Origin of the sequence: Collinsella sp. HCP3S3_E11 (assembly GCF_052067375.1) — a bacterium.
Lineage (GTDB): Bacteria > Actinomycetota > Coriobacteriia > Coriobacteriales > Coriobacteriaceae > Collinsella.
This window is the reverse complement of record NZ_JBQHQI010000001.1, coordinates 438,341-463,450: the sequence shown is the minus strand read 5'-3', so window position 1 is coordinate 463,450 and position 25,110 is coordinate 438,341. Positions and strand designations below refer to the sequence as shown.

20 protein-coding genes are annotated in these 25,110 nt (G+C 60.2%); 8 read left to right on the top strand and 12 right to left on the bottom strand.

Going from position 1 to position 25,110, the window contains the following annotated elements; translation table 11 throughout:
* Window positions 1–81: 81 nt before the first annotated feature.
* Complete coding sequence (locus ACTM86_RS01940) at window positions 82–1,161, bottom strand: 6-phosphofructokinase (RefSeq protein ID WP_154514896.1); 1,080 nt, start codon at window positions 1,159–1,161, stop codon at window positions 82–84.
* A 140-nt stretch (window positions 1,162–1,301) separates the two neighbouring features.
* Entirely contained in the window at window positions 1,302–2,387 is a 1,086-nt protein-coding gene (locus ACTM86_RS01935) for a carcinine hydrolase/isopenicillin-N N-acyltransferase family protein (RefSeq protein ID WP_441015206.1), read from the bottom strand.
* A 161-nt stretch (window positions 2,388–2,548) separates the two neighbouring features.
* Between ACTM86_RS01935 and ACTM86_RS01930 the strand changes: the two genes are divergently transcribed.
* Window positions 2,549–3,934: a M18 family aminopeptidase gene (locus ACTM86_RS01930; protein WP_427793650.1), complete on the top strand. Its 1,386-nt coding sequence runs from the start codon at window positions 2,549–2,551 to the stop codon at window positions 3,932–3,934.
* 286 nt (window positions 3,935–4,220) lie between these two features.
* On the opposite strand, the gene ACTM86_RS01925 is transcribed toward ACTM86_RS01930, so the two are convergent.
* The 3 genes from ACTM86_RS01925 to ACTM86_RS01915 form a co-directional block, all read right to left on the bottom strand.
* The gene (locus ACTM86_RS01925) at window positions 4,221–5,162 is read right to left on the bottom strand and encodes a D-2-hydroxyacid dehydrogenase (RefSeq protein ID WP_441015204.1); all 942 of its coding nucleotides are present in this window, start codon (window positions 5,160–5,162) and stop codon (window positions 4,221–4,223) included.
* 123 nt (window positions 5,163–5,285) lie between these two features.
* Complete coding sequence (gene map / locus ACTM86_RS01920) at window positions 5,286–6,173, bottom strand: type I methionyl aminopeptidase (protein WP_441015202.1); 888 nt, start codon at window positions 6,171–6,173, stop codon at window positions 5,286–5,288.
* A gap of 169 nt (window positions 6,174–6,342) precedes the next feature.
* Window positions 6,343–7,119, bottom strand: coding sequence for a radical SAM protein (locus ACTM86_RS01915; protein ID WP_441015200.1), 777 nt, complete (start codon window positions 7,117–7,119; stop codon window positions 6,343–6,345).
* A 236-nt stretch (window positions 7,120–7,355) separates the two neighbouring features.
* Between ACTM86_RS01915 and ACTM86_RS01910 the strand changes: the two genes are divergently transcribed.
* Window positions 7,356–8,153, top strand: a complete 798-nt coding sequence (locus ACTM86_RS01910; RefSeq protein WP_441015199.1) for an alpha/beta fold hydrolase — start codon at window positions 7,356–7,358, stop codon at window positions 8,151–8,153.
* 211 nt (window positions 8,154–8,364) lie between these two features.
* Window positions 8,365–10,245 carry a diguanylate cyclase gene (locus ACTM86_RS01905; RefSeq protein WP_441015197.1) on the top strand — a complete coding sequence of 627 codons (1,881 nt, stop codon included), beginning with the start codon at window positions 8,365–8,367 and terminating at the stop codon, window positions 10,243–10,245.
* A gap of 70 nt (window positions 10,246–10,315) precedes the next feature.
* On the opposite strand, the gene ACTM86_RS01900 is transcribed toward ACTM86_RS01905, so the two are convergent.
* The 6 genes from ACTM86_RS01900 to ACTM86_RS01875 all read right to left on the bottom strand — a co-directional run bounded on the left by ACTM86_RS01900 (window position 10,316) and on the right by ACTM86_RS01875 (window position 17,068).
* A complete protein-coding gene (locus tag ACTM86_RS01900) occupies window positions 10,316–11,125 on the bottom strand; it encodes a gamma-glutamyl-gamma-aminobutyrate hydrolase family protein (RefSeq protein WP_427728070.1) in 810 nt (269 codons plus the stop codon).
* Between the two features lie 87 nt (window positions 11,126–11,212).
* Window positions 11,213–11,977 carry an amino acid ABC transporter ATP-binding protein gene (locus tag ACTM86_RS01895; RefSeq protein ID WP_117840240.1) on the bottom strand — a complete coding sequence of 255 codons (765 nt, stop codon included), beginning with the start codon at window positions 11,975–11,977 and terminating at the stop codon, window positions 11,213–11,215.
* Between the two features lie 36 nt (window positions 11,978–12,013).
* Window positions 12,014–12,847 carry an amino acid ABC transporter permease gene (locus tag ACTM86_RS01890; protein WP_195543997.1) on the bottom strand — a complete coding sequence of 278 codons (834 nt, stop codon included), beginning with the start codon at window positions 12,845–12,847 and terminating at the stop codon, window positions 12,014–12,016.
* Window positions 12,844–13,503 (bottom strand): amino acid ABC transporter permease, encoded by a 660-nt coding sequence (locus tag ACTM86_RS01885; RefSeq protein ID WP_441015196.1) that lies wholly within the window; start codon window positions 13,501–13,503, stop codon window positions 12,844–12,846. The genes ACTM86_RS01890 and ACTM86_RS01885 overlap by 4 nt, the downstream gene beginning before the upstream one ends.
* Window positions 13,504–13,641: 138 nt before the next feature.
* Entirely contained in the window at window positions 13,642–14,637 is a 996-nt protein-coding gene (locus ACTM86_RS01880) for a glutamate ABC transporter substrate-binding protein (RefSeq protein WP_427718227.1), read from the bottom strand.
* Between the two features lie 649 nt (window positions 14,638–15,286).
* A complete protein-coding gene (locus tag ACTM86_RS01875; protein WP_441015195.1) occupies window positions 15,287–17,068 on the bottom strand; it encodes a 1-deoxy-D-xylulose-5-phosphate synthase in 1,782 nt (593 codons plus the stop codon).
* Window positions 17,069–17,295: 227 nt separating this feature from the next.
* Between ACTM86_RS01875 and ACTM86_RS01870 the strand changes: the two genes are divergently transcribed.
* From ACTM86_RS01870 to ACTM86_RS01850, 5 genes are all read left to right on the top strand, one after another.
* A complete protein-coding gene (locus tag ACTM86_RS01870) occupies window positions 17,296–17,853 on the top strand; it encodes an HD domain-containing protein (RefSeq protein ID WP_441015194.1) in 558 nt (185 codons plus the stop codon).
* Window positions 17,854–17,856: 3 nt separating this feature from the next.
* On the top strand, window positions 17,857–18,876 hold the full coding sequence (locus ACTM86_RS01865) for a putative ABC transporter permease (RefSeq protein ID WP_441015192.1): 1,020 nt from the start codon (window positions 17,857–17,859) through the stop codon (window positions 18,874–18,876).
* A gap of 198 nt (window positions 18,877–19,074) precedes the next feature.
* Complete coding sequence (locus tag ACTM86_RS01860) at window positions 19,075–20,352, top strand: ammonium transporter (protein WP_441015190.1); 1,278 nt, start codon at window positions 19,075–19,077, stop codon at window positions 20,350–20,352.
* A gap of 161 nt (window positions 20,353–20,513) precedes the next feature.
* The gene (locus ACTM86_RS01855) at window positions 20,514–20,852 is read left to right on the top strand and encodes a P-II family nitrogen regulator (RefSeq protein WP_441015188.1); all 339 of its coding nucleotides are present in this window, start codon (window positions 20,514–20,516) and stop codon (window positions 20,850–20,852) included.
* Between the two features lie 87 nt (window positions 20,853–20,939).
* The gene (locus ACTM86_RS01850) at window positions 20,940–21,797 is read left to right on the top strand and encodes an HAD-IIB family hydrolase (protein ID WP_441015186.1); all 858 of its coding nucleotides are present in this window, start codon (window positions 20,940–20,942) and stop codon (window positions 21,795–21,797) included.
* A 24-nt stretch (window positions 21,798–21,821) separates the two neighbouring features.
* Here the strand turns inward: ACTM86_RS01850 and ACTM86_RS01845 are convergent, their stop codons facing one another.
* Complete coding sequence (locus ACTM86_RS01845) at window positions 21,822–25,109, bottom strand: ATP-dependent helicase (protein WP_441036919.1); 3,288 nt, start codon at window positions 25,107–25,109, stop codon at window positions 21,822–21,824.
* Window position 25,110 lies beyond the last annotated feature (1 nt).

The following is a 25,110-nucleotide window of genomic DNA, read 5'->3' as shown; positions in this document are numbered from 1 at the left end:
TTTGACGGAGTCAAGGGAGGAGCCAAATCGAAATACGTCGGGCGGGGTCGGAGGGCCCGATGGGATGGATTTCGGCCGAGGCTATTCGTCGCCGAAGCTGATGCCCAGCGCCTTGGCCTCGCGTACCAGGTCGCTCTGGGGATCGACAAACTTGAGCTTGCCGGCGACCTCCTCGAGCGGCATGTGGCACATCTTGCCGTCACGCAGGGCAATCATGTAGCCAAACTCGCCGCGTAGGCAGCCCAGTGCCGCCTCAACGCCGCACTGGGTCGCAAAGATGCGGTCCTGGGCGTCGGGCTGACCGCCGCGCTGCGTGTGGCCGGGGATGGCGACGCGGGTCTCGCGACCGGTCTTGGCCTCGATTTCCTTGGCAATGTCGTAGACAATCGACGGACTCGTGCGCTCGGCGAGCTTCTTCTTGTACTCCTTCTTGGGCAGCGCCGCGTCCTCCTTGGAGATAGCGCCCTCGGCGACGGCCACGATCGTAAAGCGGCTGCCGGTCTCCATGCGATGCTCGATGGTCTTGATGACGTTACCCATGTCGTAGGGAATCTCGGGAATCAGGATGACGTCCGCGCCGCCCGCGACGCCGGCGTACAGCGGGATCCAGCCAACCTTGTGGCCCATGATCTCGATAACGAACACGCGGCCGTGACTCGAGGCGGTGGTGTGGATGTCGTCGATACACTTGGTGGCGACGTCGATGGCGCTCGTAAAGCCAAACGTCATTTCGGTGCCCCAGGTGTCGTTATCGATGGTCTTGGGCAGAGCGATAACGTTGAGGCCCTCTTCGCGCAGGCGGTTGGCGGTCTTGGTGGAGCCGTTGCCGCCCAGCATAAACAGGCAGTCGAGTTGCAGCTTGTGATAGGTGTGGACCATCGCGGGCACCTTCTCGACACCGTCGGCCTCGGGAATGTCCAGGCGCTTGAACGGCGTGCGGCTCGTGCCCAAAATGGTGCCGCCGCGGGTGAGGATGCCGCTAAAATCGGCGGGCGTCATGACGCGGAACCTGCTGTAGATAAGGCCCTGGTAGCCGTCCTCAAAACCATAGATCTCGATAGGTTCTTCGCTATTGGTCATAAGCGTTTTGACGATGCCGCGCATGGTGGCGTTGAGCGCCTGACAGTCGCCGCCACTGGTAAGAAGACCGATCCTAAGCATGATGAATCCTTCCGGGCAAGTTATAACATGCGCATAAGTTTACCCCCGCACACTGTTGATACGGGGGTAAAACGTGTTAGCTCAAGCGTATAGAAATGTAAACAACGTCAGGCGAGCGTAAGGTCGACGGGCCTGGCTCCTTACAGTGCGAAGGCGTCGACGTCGCCCCAGTGGCGGCGCAGCGTAATAGCGGCGGCGGGTTCGGTATTGTCAAAGACGACCGACCATTGCGTATTGCTGGTGATGTCTCCCTGTTTGGGCTCTTGCGCTGCGGCGCGCAGGGCTTCCCAGGCAATCGTTTCGTCCTGGGCACCGACATGGGCGTCAAGGACATCGGCAATTGCGACGGCGCGCTCTTTACCATGGCCCAGCTCGCCGTTCTTTTGGTTGGGCAGCACTTCGTCGCCATAGCAGGGGTAGAAGTTCGTAACCTGGCGTACAGGAGTCGCTTTGAAAGCGCGGTCCGGATCGTGCGGATCCCACTCTACTACGCGCGCGTCACCGGTGGCGTCGTTGATAAAGAAGTGATAATCGCGTCCTGCCATGGCGTGCATGTCGTAGGCGGAAAGCAGGTCGACAGCTTCTTGCGTGGTGGCGGCACGGTCGAGCACCAGACGGATGGCGAGCGAGGTATTGATGACAGGGCGTTGCGTGTCCTGGTCACAGGGCTTGGAATCAAGGGTGAGTACGGCAACGGAAACGCCGCATTCGTTAACACCGTCGAGCTGGGCAAACGGACCCATGAGTGCGGCGGCGCGTCCGGCGACGGAGTCAAGCGGAGTGTTATCGCCCAGGTTGTTAAGGGCAGCAAACCCGATGGAGGCATAGCCGCCGCGTGGGTGATTGCGCACCAGCAGCGCCGAGGTGTCGTCCTTAAAGTCGTAATTGCGACCGGTGCGCACGCGGCCTTCGGCATCTACGGCGACAAAAGCGCTGCAGGCAAACTGGGGAGCCTGGACATGTGCCGGCACACCGGGCAGCACCTGCGCCACCACGGCATCGATGTAGGCCTGGTCGTCGCGCACGCCAGCGGCGATGATGCGATCAAGATCGTAGTCGTAGGCGATGTCGATTGCGTACAGGTCATAGCCATCCGCGTAGCCGGTCAAGCGTTTGAGCGACGCGGCGGACTTGATTTGCTTGCGGTAAACGATACCGGTGGCAGCGGCAAGGCCGACGGCGACTCCCGCGACACCGCAGGCGATGGCAATGTTACGTGGCTTCATGACGGCTCCTCTCGTCCTGTTAGCGTAATTATCGCAAAAGGAGCGCAAGCATGATGGCTCAACCTGGTGAGTGGCACGGGATTAAACATGGAATGAAGAGTGCGGCGCTGGCGTGGCGGGGTATGCTGGAGGGGACCATCAACCCAGCGAAAGGGGAGAGCATGACGGATCAGGAAACGCCCGAACGCGCGCATGTGACGGCCGACGATATCGAGGCCGCCAACGACCTTATCGACTTTATCGAGGCGTGCCCCAGCATGTTCCATACGGCGGCGACCATTATGGCCGAGCTCGACGAGGCGGGCTTTACCTACCTGCCCGAGAATGCGGCGTGGGACATCGAGCCGGGCGGGCGTTATTACACGCAGCGCAACACCTCGAGCGTTATCGCCTTTAAGGTGGGCGAGGACCTGGCCGCGACGTGGGGCGAGGACGGCGTTGCCGGCGACTATCATTTTCAGCTCACGGCGTCGCACAGCGATTCTCCGACGTTTAAGGTCAAGGCCGTGCCCGAGCTTGACGGCGCGGGCGAGACGCTGCGCCTGAACACCGAGGCCTACGGCGGCATGATCGACTACACCTGGTTCGATCGCCCGTTGGCGCTGGCTGGACGCGTGCTGGTGCGCGAGGGCGACCGTATTGAGAGCCGCCTGCTTGCCACCGAGCGCGAGGTCGCTATCATTCCGAGCCTTGCTATCCATATGAACCGCGGCGTCAATGAGGGCTTTGCACCCAACCGCGCCGTCGACTTGTGCCCGCTCATCAGCGCCGGTGAGCTTAAGCAGGGCGACTTTGATGCTCTGATCGCCGACGAACTGGACGTCGAGCCCGAACAGATTTTGGGCCGCGATCTGTTCCTGGTCAATCGTCAGGACGCGCGCATTTGGGGCTGGGCCGACGAGTTTATCTCGACGCCCAAGCTCGACGACCTAGCCTGCGCCTACACCTCGCTGCAGGCATTTTTGGGCGCCGAGAATGCGCATGACATCTCGGTCTTTTGCTGCTTCGACAACGAGGAGGTTGGCTCCGAGACCAAGCAGGGCGCCATGTCGACGTTCTTGGCCGATGCGTTGCGTCGCATTAACGGGTCGCTGGGCTTTGATGACGAGTCGTACCACCGTGCGCTTGCCGCCTCGATGCTCGTGAGCTGCGACAACGCGCACGCCGTGCATCCCAACCACGCCGAGAAGTGCGATGCTCACAACCAGGTCGTGCTCAACGGCGGTATCGTCATCAAGGAAGCCGCCAACCAGCACTACTGCACCGATGCCTTTAGCCGCGCAGTGTTCCAGGCCATCTGCGATGACGCAGACGTGCCCACGCAAGCCTTTGCCAACAAGAGCGATATGGCGGGTGGCTCCACGCTCGGCAATCTGTCCAATATGCAGGCGAGCATGCACGCCGTGGACGTGGGTCTGCCGCAGCTGGCCATGCACTCGAGCTACGAGACCGGTGGCGTGCGCGACGTGATGTACGCGATTCGTGCCCTCACGGCTTTCTACGAGCGCGACCTAAACATCAACGGTGCCGAAAGTGTGGAGCTCTAAAACCTGCCAAAAAAAGGACGGGTTTATTTTGGCAGGTTCTATCTGGGCAAATGCCGCAATGTCAACGGTAAGACGGAGCTGCTAAGGCTTGCAGATGAAGCCGACGCCAGCGAAACCGCCGCAGGTAGAGCAAAAGTCAGCGTGAGCCCGCCGTCTGAGCCAAGGTGCCGTGAAATGAAAAGGCGCTGACCTTCTGGTCGCGCCTTTGAAATTGAACGGCAGATTGGCCAAACGGCGGGCTCGCAGCGTCGAGGGGTTCCGGCGTTTGGTAAAACGCCGGAACAATCTAATGCTCAATCCAACAACGTAAAGTTTCGCCGGCCAGCAGGTGACGCAGATTCTCCGCGGCGATGTCGACCACGTTATTGAGCGTGGCGGCCAGGTGGAACCAGCCCGAGACATGCGGCGTGATGAGCATGTTGGGTGCATCCCACAGCGGGCTTGTGGCGGGCAGCGGCTCGGGATCGGTGACGTCGACCGCGGCGCCGGCGAGATGTCCCGATTCCAGAGCGGCAACCAGGTCGTCGGCGACCACAAGATCGCCGCGGCCGCCGTTGGCAAAGAACGCGCCCGGTTTCATCGCGGCGAAGAACTCGGCGTTCGCCAGACCGCGGGTCTCGGGCGTGCTGGGCATAAAGGATGCGACGATGTCGGCCTCTGCCAGGCGCTCAGACAGGGCATCCATGCCGTCCATGTCCTCAAACACAATGGGGTAGACGAGCGGATGGCGCTTGATGCCGCGGACATGCGCACCCATGCTGCGGCAGAGCGTGGCAAAGTGGCCGCCGATATCGCCTGCGCCCAGCACCAGCACGTTGGCGTTTTTGAGCGAGGTGACCGGCCCCAAATCCTCCCAGCGATGCTCGCGCTGCAAGTCGTGATAGCCGGGCAGGCGCTTCATCATGGAAAGGACCATGGCAAACATGTGCTCGCTCACGGCCTGACCGTAGGCGCCGATCGAGCAAGACAGCTTGGCTTCAGCCGGCACGGTGCCGGCGGCAAGGTAGTCGTCATAGCCGGCGGTCTGCAATTGCAACAGTTGGAGATGGTCGCATGCCGTGAGCATTTCAGGGTCGATGTTGCCCAGGATCACGTCGGCATCGGCGACCTGTTCGCGCGTGATATCGCCGGCGCTCGTGTAGATAAAATCCTCGCCCGGAGCGCTCGACTCAAGAATTGCACGATGGCGGTCGTTGACGGGCAGCAAAACCAGGATGTTCACAAGCATTCCTCTCCGCTCAACCTGCCAAAAAGGGACAGGTTTATTTTGGCAGGTTTTATCTGGCAAAACGTTCAAATAAAACGCCAGATGCAAGACGAACGTGCCCGTCAGCATCCGGCGCATCTACGGCTACCAGCTCAGCAGCTCGTAGCCGTCCTCGGTCACCACGAGCTGTACCTCGCACTGGGCCGAGTCGCTGCCGTCCTTGGTGCGCACGCACCACCCATCGCCCTTGCTAATCTTAATGTCGGGTGCTCCGGCGTTGACCATGGGCTCGATAGTAAAGACCATGCCCGGAACCATGATAGTGTCCACGTCGGGCGCCTCGGTGGTAAAGCCCACAAACGGGTCCTCGTGGAACTCCTTGCCAATGCCGTGGCCACCGTACTCGCGCACCACGCTAAAGCCGGCGTCCTCGACCGTCTTTTGTACGGCCTCGGCCATCACGGAGAGCGGCAGCCATGGCTTGACGGCTGCCAGACCCGCCTCCACGCTGGCGCGGGTGACGTCGACCAAGCGCTGGCGCTCGGCCGAGACCTTGCCGATGCAGAACATGCGGCTCGAGTCGCTAAAATAGCCGTCTAAGATCGTTGAGCAGTCCACGTTGATGATGTCGCCCTCGTGCAGTACGTCCGTATCGCAGGGAATGCCGTGGCAGACTACGTCATTGATCGAGGTACACACGCTCTTGGGGTAGCCCTCGTAGTTGAGGTCGGCCGGCGTTCCACCATGCTCGACGGTGTAGTCGTAGATCATCTGGTCGATCTGGTTGGTGGTCATGCCCGCGGTGATATGCTCACCCACATAATCGAGCACGCCCACGTTGATGGCGGCCGAGCGCTTGATGCCCTCGATATCGGCAGGCGTCTTATAGAGCGTGCGGGGCAGGACGTTCCAGCCCTCTTCCCACAGGCGCTCGAGGCGCTCATCAAAGGAGCTGTGACATTTCTTGTATTTTTTGCCGCTGCCGCACCAGCAAGCGTCGTTGCGGCCAGGCACGGGTCCATTGTCAAACATGGCTAACTTCCTTTCATCCGAGGCTAGTATAGCCCACCCGCAGAGCAGCTAATTTGGGACGGGGCTTTTTTGACTGCTTTTGTCCGCGCGGCCTTGCGCCGCCCATATCGCTCCCAAAAGCAGTCAAAAAAGCCCCGTCCCAAATTAGCTGCTCTTGGGCAGACGGGTGCTAGTAACTCACCTGGCAGGGGATGCCGAGGGCTTGGACGCGCGCGGCAATGGCGTCGAGTGCCTCGGGAGCCACTTTAGCAAGGCCGGCGACTGGTGTCTCGCGCGCCACCGTGTAGATGGTCGCCTCCTGCGGACGAATGCGCTCGAGCGCCGCAAGCCAAGGGCCGACGTATTCGTCGCCCGTGTTGTCAATAGACTTGCCTTGGTACTCGCCGGTTAGGAATAGCGTCTGGATAATAACGTGGCCCTCAAAGCTCGCGAACGTCTCGATCTGGTGCTCGACGTCGTAGGGGCCAACAGGCTGGTCGAGCAGCTGGATAAACGCCGGGTCGACGGTATCGAGCTTAAGAATGTTGTCGTCGACCATCATGAGCGCATCATGCACCTGGGGACGGTCGGCGCGCGTGCCGTTGGAAAGCACGGCAATCTTGGTGTTCGGGGCCAACTGGTCGCGAAGCGCGACAGCGCCGGCGATAGCCTGCGGGAACTCCGGTGCGGCGGTGGGCTCGCCGTTGCCGGCAAACGTGATTACATCGGGCAGCTCACCCTCGACTATCATCTCGCGTAGTTTGGCTTCGAGTGCGTCGAGCACCACGGCAGCCGTGTTGTGTGGCTCGTGGCAGGGGCGTTCGGCGTTGAGTCCGTTTTCGCAGTAAATGCAGTCAAAGGTGCAAATCTTGCCGCTGGCAGGCATCATGTTGACGCCGAGCGAGAGTCCAAGGCGTCGGCTGCGGACGGGCCCAAAGATGGGGCTGGCATTCAAAAACGTAGACATAGGCATATGCTCCTCGGGACAGTTGCACTTAAGCATAGCATTGGCCCCCGTGCCAATCGCGGGTCTGGACACTGTTGTCTAAGCCGAAACTGTGCAGCCTGGTGAGTTTTCGGAACCCTGTCATGAAAGGGTGCGAGTCGGGTACAGTAAACGCATTTAAGTATGCGCAATATGGCGCCAGACTGTCCAAGTCGTACCTCGGTGCGGCCTGATGGCGTTTACGATAGGATCACAACATGGATTTTACGGTCGAAAATGCGGGCACCACGATTGCCTGCCGCGAGTATGCCGGCCCGGATGTATCGTCCGATGCGCCCGCCTTGGTGTGCGTGCACGGTGCGTGCGTCGACGGCACATTTTTTGACGGCATCGCCCGCGAGCTCGCCTGTGGCTATCGCGTCATTGCCTATGACCGCCGTGGTTGCGGCGAGAGCGACGATGCGGCAGACGGACGCTACGATCTGGCAGTTCAGGCTGCCGACCTGCGAGCTGTTATCCAACATGCCGGCGCCCCGGCAAATGTCCTCGCGCACAGTGCCGGTACGCTGGTGGCCCTGGAGCTTCTCCGTGCAAACCCCGCCATAATCTCGCGTGCGATTCTGCATGAACCTGCCGTGACGGATGAGGGCGCCGGCCTGGGCGCGGCCCCGGTTTTGCTCGAGATGATCGCTGCGGGAAAGGTCTCCAGGGCGTTACGGGCCTTCCTTGGCGCCATCGGCGATTCGGACCCTGAGGCCCCCAAGTTAACCGAGGCAGAAGCCAAGCATGCCCTGCGCAACGGCCGCAGTTTCATGGCAAACGAATACGGGATTACTATGACCTGCGTTCCCGATTGGGATAGCGTTCGCGCGTCGAAAACGGTGGCCGCCGTGCTCTTGGGTGAACTCTCGATTGGCACGCCCCGCGAGGCGGGCACGAGGATGGCGGCTGAGCTTTTGGACTGTCCACTCGTAATGGTTCCCGGCGCGCACAACGGCCTGCGCGATCGCCCGGCAGCGGCTGCCCAGACTGTTCGTGGCATCCTGAGGCTCTAGCGCTTGCAATAGCCGAAACAGCCTTCACCCGCAAACGTTTCGGCCGTGTTAACAAATGTGCTCAAAACCTCACGTCTGCGGCTTCAATCGCGTCGCCTGCCAACTCATAAAAATGTAACAGCATTCACGTGCTTACCTGCATCGGCAAGGTGTTACCCTTGTAACATTTGGAACCCATCGCTACCATGCGAAACTATCGAAAGGGCCCCATATGCTCAATAGTCACGAGGCCAATCTAACCGACGAGGAGGCTGCCGCTGAGGTCGCCCGCGTCGCGAAGACCTACCCCGTGGTGCGTTTGCTGTCGGCCGATCAGATTAAGAGCGAGCCTAACTGCTTGCTCGCCGGCGATCGCTGCCCTTGTCTGCGTCAGTCGAGTCTTGAGGCCTTGGCAGATTCGGGTGAGGTGTCGGAGCAACTGCTCAACGATGGTGTTGAGTACCGCGCCCGTCTGCGCCCTCTAAAGGTCGAGGGTGAGCCTCACGTCTTGCTGATGGTGCGTCCGATTGATGAGCAAGAGGCCACAGAAGAGGACCTTGTCTACACCGACGTGCTGACGGGCGTGCGCAATCGCCGATATTACGAGGAAAAGCTCCGTAGCGCCCGCATGAATGCCGGCGTTGCGATGATCGACCTTGATGATTTTAGGGTCGTCAATGATACGTGTGGCCGTCATGCCGGCGACCTTGCGCTCGGTGCTGTGGCGACAGCCATACGCAGCGGAATCCGTTCGACTGACGAGCTTGTGCGCTATGGCTGCGACAAGTTTGTGGTCGTCATGCCCAATATTCCCTCCGATGACTTCACCCGTCGCCTGCATCAGGTATCCGATGCCGTTCATGCCACGATTATTCCGGGCCATGAGTACGTGAGCTTGACGGCATGTGTTGGTGGCGTTCGCATTCATGGCGAGACAGTCGATGAGGGCGTTGGCCGCGCTGTCCAGTTACTGAGCCACGCTAAGACAAAAGCCGGTACGGTCGTGACCGATGCCGATTCCATCGAGGCCTTCCAAAGCCAAAAGCCCCTGGTGCTGATTGCCGACGATTCCAAAGTGAGCCGGTCCATCCTCGGTGAGATGCTCAAGGACGACTATCGCATTCTAGAAGCCGATAGCGGTCGCGCCACGCTCGATGCGGTTGACCGTTATGGTGGCGACCTGTCCCTCGTGCTGCTCGATATTGTCATGTCGGACATGAGCGGCTGTGAGGTGCTGGCCGAGCTTTCGCGTCAGGCAGCCCTCGATAGCCTACCTGTTATTATGATCTCGAGCGAAGATACCGACGACGTGGTGTTACGTGCTTACGATTTGGGCGCCTCGGACTATATCAGTCGCCCGTTCGATGACCGCATTGTGCGTCGTCGCGTCAACAATATTATTCGACTGTATACCAAACAGCGTCGTCTGACGAGTCTGCTGTCGCAGCAGTACAATGCGCGCGTCAATAACAGCCGTATACTCGTCGACATCATGGCGAGCGTCATGGAAGTCCGTAATGGCGAAAGCGGCAGGCATGTCACGCATATCGAGAAGTTGACTGAGCTGCTGCTTGGCGACTTGGCGCGACGGAGCGACAAGTACTCTCTTGGCAACGAGGAGCGTTCTTCGATTGCGTTGGCGTCGGCGCTGCACGATATCGGCAAGATGTCGATCGACGATGCGATTCTCAACAAGCCCGGACGTCTGACGCCCGAAGAGTTTGAAATAATGAAGACGCATACTACCATTGGCGCCGACATGCTGCGCAATCTGGGCAGAAACCATGAAGGAAGTGCCCTTTTGGACTATGCGTACCAAATCGCCCGCTGGCATCATGAACGTTGGGATGGTACGGGCTATCCTGACGGTCTTAAGGGCGACGATATCCCCATTGCCGCTCAGGTGGTCTCGGTGGCCGATGTGTACGATGCGTTGACGAGCGTGCGTGTGTACAAGGACGCCATTTCGCAAGAAGAGGCGATTCGGATGATTCTGGACGGTGAGTGCGGCGCTTTCAATCCGCTGCTTATCGAGTGTCTGCTCGAAGTGCGCGATCGTATTGCCGAGACGCTGGAGCGCCCTGCGGACGTTGTCGCGTTCCCTTCGGTTTAGCTAGGCAAAGGGACGCCCCGTCGGACCATGTGGCCGGCGGGGCGTCCTTATCTGTTGTGCGGTTCGCGAACTAGCGGGCCTGCTTTACCTTGGCCGCCGCCTCGACAAACGACTTCCATAGGTTAAAGTCGGTCTCGAGCGTCTGCCAGGTGTACTCGGGATGCCATTGCACACCCAGGCAGAAAGGCTGGCCTTCGACCTCGATGCACTCGGGAACGCCGTCGGTTGCCTTGGCGACCAAGCGCGTGCTCTTACCCAGACGCTCGACGCAGCAGTGGTGTGCGGAGTTGGTCTGGATCAGCCTGTGCCCGCCAACCGCGCGCTCCAGAAGCGAGCCCGGCACGACCTCGACGGGATGCACAGGGTCGTTGAGCACGTGGGTATGGCGCCACTGCGTGCGCCCCTCGCGAGCGCCCAGGCTCGGTACGTCCATGCACAGGGTGCCGCCAGTGGCGACATTGAGCAGCTGCGTGCCGCGGCAGGTGGTAAAGAGCGGCTTTTTGGCGCGGAGCACCTCGTCGACCAGCTTAAACTCAAAGCTATCGCGGATCTCGCAGCAGAGGGTGGGGTCGTAGGGTCGATCATCGCCCCAACGTTTGGGATTGACATCGGGGCCGCCGGGAATGGCGATGCCGTCGGCGATATCGACGTAATGACGGATGACATCAATGTCCTCGGTGATGGACATCTGCAGCGGCAGGCCGCCAGCGGCAAGGATGGCATCGACAAAGACACTGGCGATTTCCTCGTTGGGGGAGAGCGTCTCGCTTAAAAACGGCTTTGCCTCTTCCCAGCGCGGCGCCACCAGGATGAGCGGGCGGTCGGCGGGGGCAACGTCGACGTGCGGGGTATAGGACGAGGAAGTACGTGTTCCGATCATGGGTGCTGCTTTCGAATCTGAAGGTGACAGGGCGCATGAGAGACGTGGGACAACACTTTCAATGGATTTGTCCCACGGGGTTGCTGGTTAGTGGCCCTTGATGGAGTTGAGGAAGTCCTGGGCGCGCTTGGTCTGGGGGTGGTCGAAGAACTCGTCGGGCGTGCCGGTTTCCACGATTTGGCCGTCGGCCATAAACACGACGCGGTCGGCCACGCGGCGGGCAAAGTTCATCTCGTGCGTAATGACGATCATCGTCATGCCCTGCTGGGCCAGACGGACCATGACCTCGAGCACCTCGTTGATCATCTCGGGGTCAAGGGCGCTCGTGGGCTCGTCAAAAAGCATGGCCTTGGGTTGCATGGCAAGCGAGCGGGCGATGGCTACGCGCTGCTGCTGGCCGCCCGAGAGCTGTGCGGGCACCTTATCGGCCTGTTCGGCAACGCCCACGCGGCCCAGCAGGTCCATGGCGCGCTCGCGGGCCTCGTCCTTGGAGACGCCCAGCACGTCGACCGGTCCCAGCATGACGTTCTGCAGCACGGTCATATGTGCGAACAGGTTGAACTGCTGAAACACCATGCCCAGCTCGGCACGCATACGGGCAAGGTCCTTGCCTTCCTGCGGCAGGGGCTCGCCTTCGATGAGGATCTCGCCCGAGTCGATGGTTTCCAAGCGGTTGATGGTTCGGCACATGGTCGACTTGCCCGAGCCCGAGGGGCCGATCACGACGACGACCTCGCCGCGGTCGACCGAGAGATTGATGTCGTTGAGGACGTGCAGATCGCCATAGTGCTTATCGACGTGCTTGAGCTCGATCAGCGGCTGATTGCCGGTGGAAGAGGTGCTCTGTGCCATGGTGCTCGGCTCCTTATGACTGGAAATGGTAAAGCGTTAGCGGATGATGGTCGCGCCGGTCTTGTGCGAAACGTAGACAGCGGCCTTGTTGATCGCGACGTTGATGAGGATGTAGATGACCGCGATTACCAGGTAGACCGACACGAGGGCGTCGTAGTTGGTAATGAGCACGCGGGCATTTTGCATGAGGTCGGGGTAGCTCACCACGTAAGCGACGGTGGTGTCTTTGACTACGACCACAAGCTGCGAAATCAACGAGGGAATGATAAACCGAATCGCCTGCGGCAGCACGATTTTAAAGGTGATTTTAGCTTTGGAGAGACCGAGCGCTTGGGCTGCCTCGACCTGCCCGCGCGGCACGGCGTTGACGCCCGCGCGAAAGATCTCGGCCAGCACGCCGGCTGCAGCGAGCGCGACGGGGAGCGTGAGCATCCAAAACGACGGCAGCGCAATTTTGTACTGAGGCAGCACCAAAAAGAAGAAGTAGATGAACAGCAGGCTCGGTACGCCGCGGAAGAAATCGGTGAGCACGCGGCAGACCAGCTGCAGCGGCTTAATGTCGCTGGTGCGGCCGAGCATAAGGGCTAGGCCCAACACCAGCGCGATGGCGCCAGCGGTGAGTGCGACTTTAACGGTGCCCTCAAAGCCGGCAAGCAGGAACTTCCAGGTGGTGAGGTGCGTAAAGAAATACCAATAGTGGACCGAAAGCTGACCGGTCACATAAAAGCGCTGCAATACGAGGACGACGAGCGCGGCGACGGCAACAAGCGAGATGGCGGTGCCGATGCGAATCTTGGCACGCATCTTGGGGCCGGGGGCCTCGTAGAGCGCATCGCGCATGGTGAGCGCAGAAGAGGAGTGCTTGCTCATCGGAGGATCCTCACCTTCTTATCGATGTAGTTGCCAACGTGGCTCACCACAAAGGCCGTGCCCAGGTAGCCGAGCGCCGAGATAAAGAACGCGGCGACGCCGCCGAGCGAGCGCGTGTTGATGTAGCTCACCACGCCGGTGAGCTCCTGCGGTTGAAGCGGTACCTGGCTGCCGAGTGCGGTGGTGAGCATGACGGCGATAAAGAGGTTGGTCATGGGCAGCACGCTCGAGCGCAGCGCCTGCGGAATCACGATCTTGGCGAGGATACGGCTGAAGCTCATGCCGAGCGAGCGCGCGGCTTCCACCTGGCCGACGCCGACGGTGTTGATGCCGCTCATAAAGTTCTCGGAACCAAAGGCCGAGCCCAAAAGGACCGTGGCGACGATAACGCAGGTGCGGTAGGGCAGGACGACCTTGAGCGGCGGCAGCGCATAGACGACGATGATAAGCAGCGCGATGCCGGGGATGTTACGGAAGACCTGAACATACAGGTCGCCAAAAATGCGCAGCGGCTTGAGCGGCGACACGCGCATCACGGTGACAGCGACGGCCAGCACCATGGCGATGGCAAACGACTCAAGCGTCATGCCCCAGGTTGCTAGCAGCGCGTCGATATAGTTCTGGCCATAGAGCGACCAGAGCTCGGAGAGACTCATGCGGACCTCCCGCCGATAAGGAAAGGGGCTCCCGTGTGTACGGAAACCCCGACAACTCAGTGTGGAAACAGTTTAGCGCAATAAAGCGCATCGTGCGTTTCCGTATGGTTTCGTAGCGGCCGTTACTGGGCTCGCTGTCTAGGCGCCGATCTCGGGCAGCTCGGGAACGTTGGTGTCGCCCGTGCGATCGCCGATGCAGATCTGCCACAGCTCGGTCCAGGTGCCATCGTCCTCGATCTTCTTAAGGAAGTCGTTGACAAAGGCGACGCCGTCGGAATCGAGCGGCAGGCCGATGCCGTAGGGCTCTTTGCTGCCGAAGGGCTTGCCGGCGATCTTGTACTTACCGGGCTCGCGGACCAGGGCGCTCTGCTGCATGTTGTTGTCGATGACGTAGGCGTCAACGCGGCCCTGCTGAAGTGCCTGGCGGGCCTCCTCGTCGGTCTTGAACTCCTGCTGGCTGGCCTTGGGGGCGAACTCCTCCAGGATGGCGGGGCCGTTGGAGCCGGACTGGACGGCGACGTTCTTGTCGGCCAGGTCGTCGACGCTCTTGATGTCGTCGTTGTCGGCGAGCACCAGGATAGCCTGCTGGGTGTAGTAGTAGGGACCGGCAAAGGAGACAAGCTTCTTGCGCTCATCGGTAATAGTGTAGGTGGCAAAGACGGCGTCGACCTGGCCGTTCTGCAGGACGGACTCACGCGTGTCCGAGGTCACCTGGGTGATTTCGACCTTGTTCTCGCCCAGAATGTAGTTGGACAGGAGCTGCGCGATGCCGGCGTCGAAGCCACGGGTCTTGCCGTCCTTCTCGTTGAGGAGGGAGAAGAGCGTGGAGGTCTGAACGCCACCGATCTTAAAGACGCCGGCGTCCTTGACGGCCGTGGCCCAGGTGCTGGCGGCGATGGCGTCATCATCGGCCTTGGGGCCGTTGTCGACGAGCTTGTCGAATGCCTTGGCATCGAGCGTGGTGGAAGCCTCGGTGTCCTCGGGGCTCTTGGAGGAGCCGGCGGCGGAACCCTTGTCGGCCTCGGCGCTGGTGTCGGAGCAGCCGGCAAGACCAAGGCCGGCGACGGTTGCAAAGGTGGCGGCGATGAAGCCGCGACGGTCGAGAACGACCTGCTGGGAGAGGTTCTTGCTCATGGTAGAACACCTTTCTCAATAAAATCCCTAGCGGTTGAATAGAGTTATACCCTATCGCGCTCAAATGGGTCAACACGAAATAACTCAGAAACATACTTACCTTATGGGTAATTCTACCTACCAAAAAGGGACAGGTTTATTTTGGCAGGTTTTATCTGGGCAAACGTCGATTATTACAGCTGAGATAGCGTTTTGCGGACAGCATGGTCGCTCGCGGCGGTCGCTATAATGGCGGCAACGCGACATATATAAGTAAGGAGATCGCGTATGAACGGTTATTCGTTTTTCGCGCCGACCATGACTTAAAACTACCACAAAGGGGACGGGCACCTTTGTGGTGATTCTTGCAGATGTGGCGGCCTGCCTCGCTGTTTTGTCTCAATCTGTAACATCTGCAGCCATTTTTGCCGAGTAACTGTTACAGATTGAGATTTTCTCTTTAGGGGGATTTGAGTGTCTCGATCTGTAACATCTGGACGGACAAAAGGTTTCTATCTGTTACAGATTGAGACAAACAACAGGGGCAAAGACGGTTTGTCTAGATCTGTAACAATTGGGCGAGGATTTGTCCTCTAGGTGTTACAGATCGAGACAATTGAGTTGGGAAAATAAAAACCTCCGCAGGGGTGCTTCCCTTGCGGAGGTTTTTCTACTCGTTCAGCAGGCGTACCGCTTCGGCGGCCATATTCTCGACCGTCATGCCGTTCTGAGCAAGCAACTCGTTGGGGTCGTAGCGGTCGGGAAAGCCCTTGGCGATGCCAAAGGTGCGCGTGCGCACGGGCGTGCAGGACAAGTAGCACGCGACGCGCTCGCCCCAGCCACCGTCCAAGATGCCGTCCTCGAGGGTGACGACAACGCGATGCTCGGCGGCAAGGCCATCGAGAGACTCGCGGTCAAGCTCGGTTGCAAAGCGCGGGTTGACGAGCGTGGCCTCTATGCCGTATTCGGCAGCCAAGCGGTTTGTCACGCGCTCGCCCAGCTCAAAGAAATCGCCAAGCGCGAGCACGGCAACGTCGCGGCCCTGACGCACCACGTCGTAGCGAACGGTGCTGTAGTCGGTGTCCTCGGCGGGCGCCAAATCGGGGCGGCTAACCAGGCCAATGCCCGGAACGCGGATCGCCACGGGATGCTCGCGGTGGTCGAGCGACCAGCTCAGCATGGACAGGTATTCCTCCATGCAGGCCGGTGCCAGATAGCGCATGTTGGGAAGTCCGCCCAGCATGGATATATCAAAGAACGAGAGGTGCGTCTCGGATGTGGAGCCAAAGATCGACGTGCCAAACACCAGGATGGTTGCGGGGGTGTCGTTGAGGCACAGGTCGTGCCACAGCTCGTCGTAGGCGCGCTGCAAAAACGTGCCGTACACACCAAAGACTGGCTTGGCGCCCGAGCGCGCAAGCGCGGTGGCAAAGGTCACGGCGTGCTCCTCGGCAATGCCCACATCGACGAACTGTTTGCCGGCCGCGGCGCGAAGCTCGGGTGTAAAGCCCATGATGTAGGGCGTGGCGGCCGTGATGCCCACGACCTGCGGATCGCGCTCGATGGCGGCGCTGAGTGCCTCGCCCGTAATGTCGGCATAGGTGCGCGGCGCAGGCTCGCTCGGATGGCCCGGGCAGAGCTTGCGCCCAGTCGCCATGTCAAACGGACCTACGTGGTGCCAGCGCTCGGGGTCGCTCTGGGCTGGCTCAAAGCCCTTGCCCTTGGCGGTGGAGACGTGCAGCACGATGGGGTGATCGATATTGCGCAGTTCCTGCAGCGCGTCGACGAGGACCAACACATCGTTACCGGCGTCCAGATAGCGGTAGTCGAGCCCCATCGCGCGGAAAACGTTGCGCTCACAGGTGCCGTTGCTGGCGCGCAGTTCGGCCAGATTGCGATACAGGCCACCGTGGTTTTCGGCGATGGACTGGTCGTTATCGTTGACGATGATGATCAAGTTGCTGTCGAGCTCGGCGGCATTGTTGAGGCCCTCAAACGCCAGGCCGCCCGAAAGCGAGCCGTCGCCAATAACGGTAATGACGTTGTACGCGTCACCCGCCAGGTCGCGCGCGTGGGCAAGGCCGCAGCCCAAGCTCACCGACGTGGAGGTATGGCCCATGGCAAACAGGTCGTGCTCGGACTCGTCGGGATTGGCAAAGCCAGAAGCCTCACCATAACGCTCCGGATCGATATAGGTGTACGCGCGCCCCGTCAGCGCCTTGTGGGCGTAGGTCTGGTGCGAAACGTCAAAGACAATCTTGTCGATGGGGGAGTTAAACACGCGATGAAGCGCAACCGTAAGCTCAACGACGCCCAGGTTGGGGGCAACGTGCCCACCGACGGCGGCGGAGCTTTCGAGGATTGCCTGGCGGATCTCGCCGCAGAGCAGCGGAAGCTCGGCGCGGTCGAGAGCCTTGACGTCCTCGGGCGTTGTCGTTTGCGTAAGCAGCATCGTTGTGGGTTACTCCATGCGAATCGAGCGCCGGCGCTCCCTCGGCCGGCACAATTGCACAAAACAGTCTCGCACATTTTGGCGTTTGATATGTGACGGCGGCGCGGTAATTCGCCAACTGGTGGGGCAAAACGTTTTGTCCGATGCCATACTGGTAGATTCGATGATGATTTATTCAATGCGTGCAGGCCGTGGCTTGTCGCCGTGAGTCGCTGGAAGGAGGCAGCATGTCCGATGTCGTTCGTGCCGAGAAAATCGCGCAGGAGGTCGACTGTGCCGCCCGTCAGCTCGCCCAGGCGGGCCGTCTGGACCTGACGCGCGAGTTTATCCAGCATGGCGATGTGACAGTGTATACGCATGTGACCTCGGTAGCGCGGGCGAGCCTGTCCTTTGCCGAGCGCTTGGGCCGTGTCGGTATCTCGGTCGACCGCGCCTCGTTGCTGCGCGGAGCCCTGCTGCACGATTACTTTCTCTACGATTGGCACGATCCCGATCCGAGCCATCGGCTGCATGGCTTTCGGCATCCGTTTTTTGCCCTGGCGCGTGCGGAGGAAGATTTTGAGCTGACGTCGCGCGAGCGGAATATTATCGTGCGGCATATGTTTCCGCTGGTGCCGGTGCCGCCGACGTGTCGTGAGGCATGGATTGTGTGCCTGGCGGATAAATGGTGTGCTCTGCGCGAGACGGTCGCCGGCCGTCTGCCGCGCAAAGGCGGCGCGAACGATTCGAACGAGGGCTCGAGTGACGGCTCGAGCAAAGATTCGAGCGAAAAGAGGAGAGGGTAGACGGTGGGGACCGCGATCGACATGGCATTTGACGGCGCGACGCTTGCCGCCTGTCCGCTCTCGGCACTGGTGCTCTCGTTTGCCTTTTACGGGTTTTGCGGTTGGGCATGGGAGTCGACAGTCTGCGCCATGCTCAACCAAGGACGCTTTGCCAACAGCGGATTCTTGCTGGGGCCGTGTTGCCCTATCTATGGTGTGGGCGGCATAGCCTGCTGGCTTTTGCTACGCGGGATTCCGGATGCCTCGAGCCAATTTGTCGCCGCGGCGCTTGTGTGCAGCGTAATCGAGTACAGTGTGGGCCTTCTATTGGAAAAAACAACAGGCGCTCGCTTTTGGGACTATTCGCACCTGCCGTTTAACCTGCACGGACGCATCTGTCTGTACTGGACATGCGCGTTTGGCCTGGGCGCGTTGTGCATTTGTCGTTTAGTGGAGCCGGCATTGCTGGGACTGCTTGGCCATCTGCCGGTGCTGATTGTGCGGCTGTCCGCCTTTATCGTCGCGGTCGCGATGATGGTTGATGCAGCGTGCTCTTTGGCCAGTTGGCGTCGCCTGTCCGATCAGCTGGAGCGTGTGCGCGCCGACCTTGCCGACCGCATCAATGAGTCACTTGCCGATGCGTCCGACTCCATGCTCGAACGTATTCCCGATTCGACGATCGACTCGGTAGCGCAGACGCATATCCGTAGCCGCGCCGTTAACGCGTGGCTGGCCGAGCTGGGCGACGCGGCGCTCGATGCCCTTCGTGAGAAGGCTTCGATGCCGACGTTTATCTCGGATGGTGCTCGCGGCCTGGCGCTTGCCGCCCGCCGCGTGGCCGATGCTGCGCCGAGCATGCCGCGTCCATCGCTCAGTCGTCGCCTTGCCGGCAAGCGCATGAGCCGTCCGGTGCCGAGTGTGTCGCTCAGCCGTCGCGACCTGCGCTTTTTCAATGCCTTCCCGCGCTTGCGCATCAATCGCTACGAGGGCGTCATTCGAGCAACTAATCTCCGCGACCGCGCCCACGAGCTGTTTCGGCGCTAGCCGGGATGGGCGCGCACACGGCTCCCTTGCTCGCGTATTTCCCGTTCGTTTCGCGTCCGTTGCCGCGCCGTTTCCAAGATTGCGGCACCGTTTCCATTCGACAACGCAGCGTTTAACAACGACGTATCTGGTCTACACCAGTTGCCCCTCGGCCGCATTATGGGCGCCGACAACGTTCATGTGACCAAGGGGGAGCGAATGTACGATACGGGATCGACAACGTTTATGCTCATCTGCACCATGCTCGTGTTTTTAATGACACCGGGTCTGGCGTTTTTCTATGGTGGCCTGTCCAGGCGCAAAAATGTCATCAACACCATGCTTATGTGCTTTGGCGCCATTGGTCTGGTTGGTGTGCTGTGGATTGTTGCCGGCTGGTCGCTGGCCTACGGCGGCGACGGCTCGAGCCCGTTTATTGGAGGCCTTGACCAGCTGCTGTGCTTGCCGGTGCTTAACCAGGTGCTGCAGGCGGCCGAGGGCAATGCTGCGGACGGTGCCGTCTACCCTCAAATCATCAACATCGCCTTCCAAATGGCGTTTGCCATGATCACGGCTGCTATCGTCACGGGCAGCCTGGCCGGCCGCGTTAAGTTTGGTGCCATGACGGCCTTCCTGGGCATTTGGCTGCTCGTGGTCTATGCGCCGCTCGCCCACATGGTCTGGGGCGGTGAGGGTTCCTTTATCGGCGACATCATCGGCGCGCTCGACTTTGCGGGCGGCGACGTGGTGCACATCTCGTCCGGTCTGACGGGCCTGATTCTCTGTTTAATACTTGGCCGTCGTCGCGGCTTTGGCATGGTGAGCTACCGCCCGCATAACGTGCCGTTTGTGGCGCTGGGCGCCGGCCTGCTTTGGTTTGGCTGGTTTGGCTTTAACGGCGGCAGCGAGTTTAAGGCCGACGCCGTGGCCGCGCTCGCCATCCTCAACACCGTGACGGCCAGCGCGGCGGGCATGGTCTCGTGGCTTGTCGTCGAGCGCGTGCATACCGGTCGCCCCACGCTGGTGGGTGCCAGCACCGGTCTGGTTGCGGGCCTTGTGGTGGTCACGCCGGGTGCGGGCTTTGTCGAGCCGTGGGCGGCGCTGGTCATGGGCCTGATCGTATCACCTGTCTGCTACCTGGCTATCAGCCATCTTAAGACCAAGTTTGGCTACGACGATGCGCTCGACGCGTTTGGCTGCCACGGCATCGGCGGCATCTTGGGCGGCGTGCTCACGGGCCTGTTCTGCGTGCCGGAGCTCTCGTGGACCGGTAAGGGCGGCCTGTTCTACACGGGCGACGTGTCGCTGCTCATCTCGCAGATTTTGGGCATTGTGGTGACGGTCGCTCTTGTGCTGGTGCTCGATTTGGTGATCGCCGCGGTAGTCAAGGCGCTGTTCCGCGGCAGCCTGCGCGTGGACGAGGCAGACGAGGCGCTGGGCCTGGATGCGAGTCAGCACGGCGAGAGCGCGTATCCTTCGTTCTCTGGGCTCGATTAGCAGCACGGCTTTCCCAGGCACCCGACCTTGCCCCTCAAACCGTCGCTTGCGTACCGAAGTACGCGGCGCTTCTCTTTCGGGGCAATCTCGGGCACCTGGAAAACCCGTGCCACATGAATGAGCGGTTCATTTCTTTATTAAAGAAAAGAGAGGAATTCACTATGAAGAAGATTACGGCGATCGTTCGTGCCGAGAAGCTCGAGGTTCTTAAGGACGCGCTGTTTGCTGCTGATGTTCGTGGCATGACTATTAACCAGGTGCAGGGCTGCGGTGCGCAACATGGCTGGAAGGAATACGTGCGCGGCAACGAGTTGCTTGTCAACACGATCCCTAAGGTGCAGTTCACCCTCGTCTGCGCCGATGAGCATGTTGACGGCATTGTCGACATCATCTGCAACGCCGCTCGCACCGGCGCCGTTGGGGACGGCAAGATTTGGGTCGAGCCGGTCGAGGAGGTCATCCGCATCCGCACCGGCGAACACGGCCCCGCCGCGGTGTAGGACAATCTTTCGCCTGACGGGCGTGCCTCTCTTGGGGCGCGCCCGTTCTCGTCTACAATATCGTGCAGACGAAGGAGAGGCATGCCCATGATCAAGATGTTTGCGAGTGACTTAGACGGAACGCTGCTGAACGCCCTGCACGAGGCAGATGGGACCATCCGCCGTGCCATTCGCGAGCTGACCGAGGCTGGCCTGCATGTGGTTCCCGCGACCGGGCGCTCGACGTTGCCGATCGGCGAACATGGCTTTACAGGTCTGGCACTCGACGCCTGCTGCTCCAACGGATCCATCGTACGCAGCAGCCGTGGCGAGGTGCTCAAGACCTGGACCATCGACCCGCAGGTTACCGAGGAGCTGCTCAAGGCGTTCCCGGACATCTGTTTTGACTGCTCCACGCCCGATGGCATGTTCTCGAGCGGATCGTTCGAGATGCATCAGGCGGGCTTTAAAAAGGACAGTCCTATCAAGCGCATCGTGATGCGCGGCATGCGTGCACGTGGGGGGTATCACGAGGAGCAATATTTCGACCAGTCGATCGGTGACATCCTGCGCCATGACGTATGCAAGATCAATTGTCGCGTGACCTCGCCCGAGCTGGAGCGCGACCTTAAGGCGTATTTGGCCGAGCGCTCGGACCGCGTGGTCAACGCGCCGTTCGATCCGGTGATGTTCGAGATTACGGACGTGGCGTGCAACAAGGGCGAGAGTGTGGCTTGGCTGGCGGGCTACTACGGTATTGCCGAGGATGAGGTCGCGGTCTACGGCGACGGCGGCAACGACATCGCCATGCTCAAGCGCTTCCGCCACAGTTACGCGACCAAAAACGGCAGCGATGCCGCCAAGGCCGCCGCGAGCGCGACCATCGGCAGTTGTATGGCCCATGCCGTCCCCAAACACATGCTTGCCACCATGCGCAAGCAAAACTCCCGCACCATCATCGAATAATGTGACAAAGGGACCGCCACTTTGTCACATTCCGGGGTTCTCGACTAGCCAATGCTCGTAGGCGCGTTGCATGAGCTCGGCCTTGTCGGCTTTTTTGCGGCAGCCCTTCTGCTCCTCGATGGCAAGCTCATGGGCATCGCTCTGCTCAAAAGCGCTGGTGTCCCAAGCACCGTGTTCAATGCGCGACCATACGGCATCGATGAGGTGTTCGAGCTCGGCAATGTCATCGGTGCTGGCGGTCGTCGAGAACGGCGGACGCAACTCATTCGTTGCCTTGTCGGGCTCGACATAGTAGTCGCCCATGGAAGTGACGGTGTAGCCATAAAACTCGGGTGATGCTTCGACCAGCAGTTTGTAGAACTTGAGCTGACGATGGTAGCCTGCGGGGACTTCTTTGCCAAAACCAGTCTTGTAGTCAACGATCTGCACCGTTTTAGCTGCATCGTCAACGAGGAGCAGGTCGAGAAAACCAAAGAGCGGAGTTCCTTTGGTGGTCAGGCACTGCATATTCGCCTCCGTGACGCAGCGATAGCCATGCACATGCTCGACAAGCCAGGGGACGAATGCACGACAAATGCGTTCGAAGCGCTCCGAATAGCGATGGACGTCCTCGGGGGCAAAATCGAGCCACGAAATCTGCTGGCGATACTCGGCCTCAATTGTCTCAATCGCCGCCTCGCCATCGGCTGCCATTCTATTAACGATCTCCTCGAACATCGCGTGAACGATGGTGCCGAATTCGGTTTGGATCGTGGGCGCCGTGGGCAGGCGCACAATCTGCTTCTCAGGGAAGTGCTGGCTATTTGCGCATCCAGGCTCGTACGTCACAAAGTTGTTGAGCGCTGTGGCAGAAAGAAACTTCACGTCGGTATGAGGTTCCAAAAGCGCGCGGAGCTCGGGCGTATCAAACACGTAGTTGTCGCGCCACTCGGTTTCGATTGCAACGCTGAGCTGGTCTGTCTCAGCAGAAACTTCGCAAGAGTCGATAAGCCCCGTGAGCTCCTGCAAAGCCAACCCGCCGGCGCGGTACAGCTCGAGGTGTCGCTTAGCGCGCGTGATGGCGACAAACAGCAGGCGACGCGCGTCGTCGTTGTCCTTTTCATCACGAATCAGCAGGTTGGATGGGTACAAACTCATGCCGCCGGCGCCTTTGTGCCAAGTGGAGTCGTCGGCATCGAGCAGGTAGACGCAGTCGAACTCCAGGCCCTTAGAGCTATGGGCGCTGGTGAGGCGAACAGCTCCCGGCGCGCCGAGGTTGATCGATGCGTCGATACTCACGCCAAACTTTTGAGCGGCATCGAGCTTGTCGACAATATCGGGCAGGCGAAGCGCGCGTCCCATACGGCGCGCATCTCCCATTTCACCTTCGGCAAAGGCGAGTAAGGCGCGGATGCCGGCATTGAATTCGGCGGCACCCAGCGGATCCTGTTTTTTATGATCCTGATAATAGCCAAGGCTGCGTTCGACAATCTTAAAGAGCAACGCTCTGACCGGGGAGGCGCCGGCCTCGGCCGCCCACTGCATAAGGTCGTCGTGCAGCTCTTTGACGCGGGCGATATTGCTCTCGCGCATGGCGGCCATCCAGTCGCCATGCTGGTCTCGCTTGGCGCTGAGCGCAAACGTCACGGACGATGGATGGTCGCCGCCCAGCTCGGTGGCACAGATGATCTGCGGAAGATAACTGCTGGCGAGCTCCTTCTGCCCGCGAGTAAGCGCGGCAACGCAGCGCAGCAGCGCCAGCGTCGTTTGCATGCGCTCGGAGGCAAAGAGATTTTGCCGTTCACGATAGGAAAACGGCACGTTCTCCTTAACGAGGAAGGGAATCAGCGAGCGCAATGCGGCGTGTTTGGCGGAGATGACTGCAATTCCTTCATTGGGATCTTCGCAGTCATTGAGGTAGCCGGACTCAAGCCGCTGCTTAATGCTCGCAGCGACAGCGGCGTATTCTTCGGCTTTGCCGCTGAAGACGTTCTCACTAAAGTTGACCTGGTCACCTTGGGGCCTAAACGCCACGATCGATTTGTTCGAGCTGGCGTCGAGGCGATATTCAATTTGCCGTGCGATAGCTTGACCAAGCTCAACGATGGCGGGCGTGGAGCGATAGTTGGTCTTGAGCACGATGCTCCGGGGCGAGAACTCGGCCGCAAACTGGTTGGCGCATTCGATCGTGGCGCCCTGAAAACGCATGATGGCTTGATCGTCATCGCCAACGGCCATAATATTGGGCGCATCAACGCCGTCGCAGAGCAGCTCGATGATGCGCATCTGGGCACCATTGGTGTCCTGGAACTCGTCAACTTGGATATAGGTATAGGTGTCCTGGAGCACTTGGCGCAACGCGTCGTTGTGCTCGACGGCGTTAACGAAGTCGCTGATCATGTCGTCGTAATCGTAGAGATGGTGTTGGTCGAGCTCGCTCTGGTAGCGACGCGCGACGTCGCAAGCGGTCTTGAGTCGCTCGCTCTGCTCCGCAATCTTAAACGTGCGCCCCTGAGAGTTGCTGCCTCCAAAGAAGGTATCGCGCACCTTGGTGTATCCCGAGGATTTGCCCTTCTCATCGATGAGCTCGGTGCGGCGAACGGTGTCGCGCAACTCAAGAATGTACGGCACGTACGTGCCGGCGGGACAGTCAATCGGGCGGGTGAGCGATGTGGGTGCCATGGCGCAGACACGCTCGACCTCTTCCTCAAAGCGTTCGGCTAACACGGCGCTTGCCCTTCCACAGACGAGCGTAAGCAGCTCGGAATGTTCGGTGAGCCAGGTAGCGGCGTCGATATTCTGCTGCGTGATGGCGCTCAGCGTGTCGTAGTCCAGGCCACTGCGTTTGATTTTGGAGACAAAGCCGATCATCTTACCGATGTTTTGTGCAGGCATATCAGGTGACCCTCCGCCTAACGGAGAACCAAAGGGCAGCGATTTGAGCAGCCGATCAAAAATCTCTTGCTGGTGCAGGCTGGTGACAAGCGTGTCGGTCGAAGGGCGCATGAAGTACTCGGGATAGCGCGACCTGATGCTGCTTGCAAATCCGTGGAACGTACTGACTTCGATGCCGTAGGCGTCGCGGCCGATGAGCTCAATCAGGCGCTTACGCATGGCCTCCGCGCCCGCCTCGGTATAGGTGAGGCAGAGGATGTTGCTAGGAGCGGCGTCGCGTTTGGCCAAGATGTTCGCCGCGCGCAGGCTCAGCAGCTGCGTCTTGCCGGTGCCGGGGCCGGCAATGACGAGCAACGGACCATCTAGGCATTCGACGGCCTCGCGCTGTTCGGGATTCAGGCGCTCGAACAATACGTTAAAGTTGGGGGTCATGTTCATG

What these genes read in the sequence shown, in the direction of transcription:
- ACTM86_RS01940 (WP_154514896.1), bottom strand. Translation starts at nt 1,161, where the DNA reads ATGCTTAGGATCGGTCTTCTTACCAGTGGCGGCGACTGTCAGGCGCTC.
- ACTM86_RS01935 (WP_441015206.1), bottom strand. Translation starts at nt 2,387, where the DNA reads ATGAAGCCACGTAACATTGCCATCGCCTGCGGTGTCGCGGGAGTCGCC.
- ACTM86_RS01930 (WP_427793650.1), top strand. Translation starts at nt 2,549, where the DNA reads ATGACGGATCAGGAAACGCCCGAACGCGCGCATGTGACGGCCGACGAT.
- ACTM86_RS01925 (WP_441015204.1), bottom strand. Translation starts at nt 5,162, where the DNA reads ATGCTTGTGAACATCCTGGTTTTGCTGCCCGTCAACGACCGCCATCGT.
- map (WP_441015202.1), bottom strand. Translation starts at nt 6,173, where the DNA reads ATGTTTGACAATGGACCCGTGCCTGGCCGCAACGACGCTTGCTGGTGC.
- ACTM86_RS01915 (WP_441015200.1), bottom strand. Translation starts at nt 7,119, where the DNA reads ATGTCTACGTTTTTGAATGCCAGCCCCATCTTTGGGCCCGTCCGCAGC.
- ACTM86_RS01910 (WP_441015199.1), top strand. Translation starts at nt 7,356, where the DNA reads ATGGATTTTACGGTCGAAAATGCGGGCACCACGATTGCCTGCCGCGAG.
- ACTM86_RS01905 (WP_441015197.1), top strand. Translation starts at nt 8,365, where the DNA reads ATGCTCAATAGTCACGAGGCCAATCTAACCGACGAGGAGGCTGCCGCT.
- ACTM86_RS01900 (WP_427728070.1), bottom strand. Translation starts at nt 11,125, where the DNA reads ATGATCGGAACACGTACTTCCTCGTCCTATACCCCGCACGTCGACGTT.
- ACTM86_RS01895 (WP_117840240.1), bottom strand. Translation starts at nt 11,977, where the DNA reads ATGGCACAGAGCACCTCTTCCACCGGCAATCAGCCGCTGATCGAGCTC.
- ACTM86_RS01890 (WP_195543997.1), bottom strand. Translation starts at nt 12,847, where the DNA reads ATGAGCAAGCACTCCTCTTCTGCGCTCACCATGCGCGATGCGCTCTAC.
- ACTM86_RS01885 (WP_441015196.1), bottom strand. Translation starts at nt 13,503, where the DNA reads ATGAGTCTCTCCGAGCTCTGGTCGCTCTATGGCCAGAACTATATCGAC.
- ACTM86_RS01880 (WP_427718227.1), bottom strand. Translation starts at nt 14,637, where the DNA reads ATGAGCAAGAACCTCTCCCAGCAGGTCGTTCTCGACCGTCGCGGCTTC.
- ACTM86_RS01875 (WP_441015195.1), bottom strand. Translation starts at nt 17,068, where the DNA reads ATGCTGCTTACGCAAACGACAACGCCCGAGGACGTCAAGGCTCTCGAC.
- ACTM86_RS01870 (WP_441015194.1), top strand. Translation starts at nt 17,296, where the DNA reads ATGTCCGATGTCGTTCGTGCCGAGAAAATCGCGCAGGAGGTCGACTGT.
- ACTM86_RS01860 (WP_441015190.1), top strand. Translation starts at nt 19,075, where the DNA reads ATGTACGATACGGGATCGACAACGTTTATGCTCATCTGCACCATGCTC.
- ACTM86_RS01855 (WP_441015188.1), top strand. Translation starts at nt 20,514, where the DNA reads ATGAAGAAGATTACGGCGATCGTTCGTGCCGAGAAGCTCGAGGTTCTT.
- ACTM86_RS01850 (WP_441015186.1), top strand. Translation starts at nt 20,940, where the DNA reads ATGATCAAGATGTTTGCGAGTGACTTAGACGGAACGCTGCTGAACGCC.
- ACTM86_RS01845 (WP_441036919.1), bottom strand. Translation starts at nt 25,109, where the DNA reads ATGAACATGACCCCCAACTTTAACGTATTGTTCGAGCGCCTGAATCCC.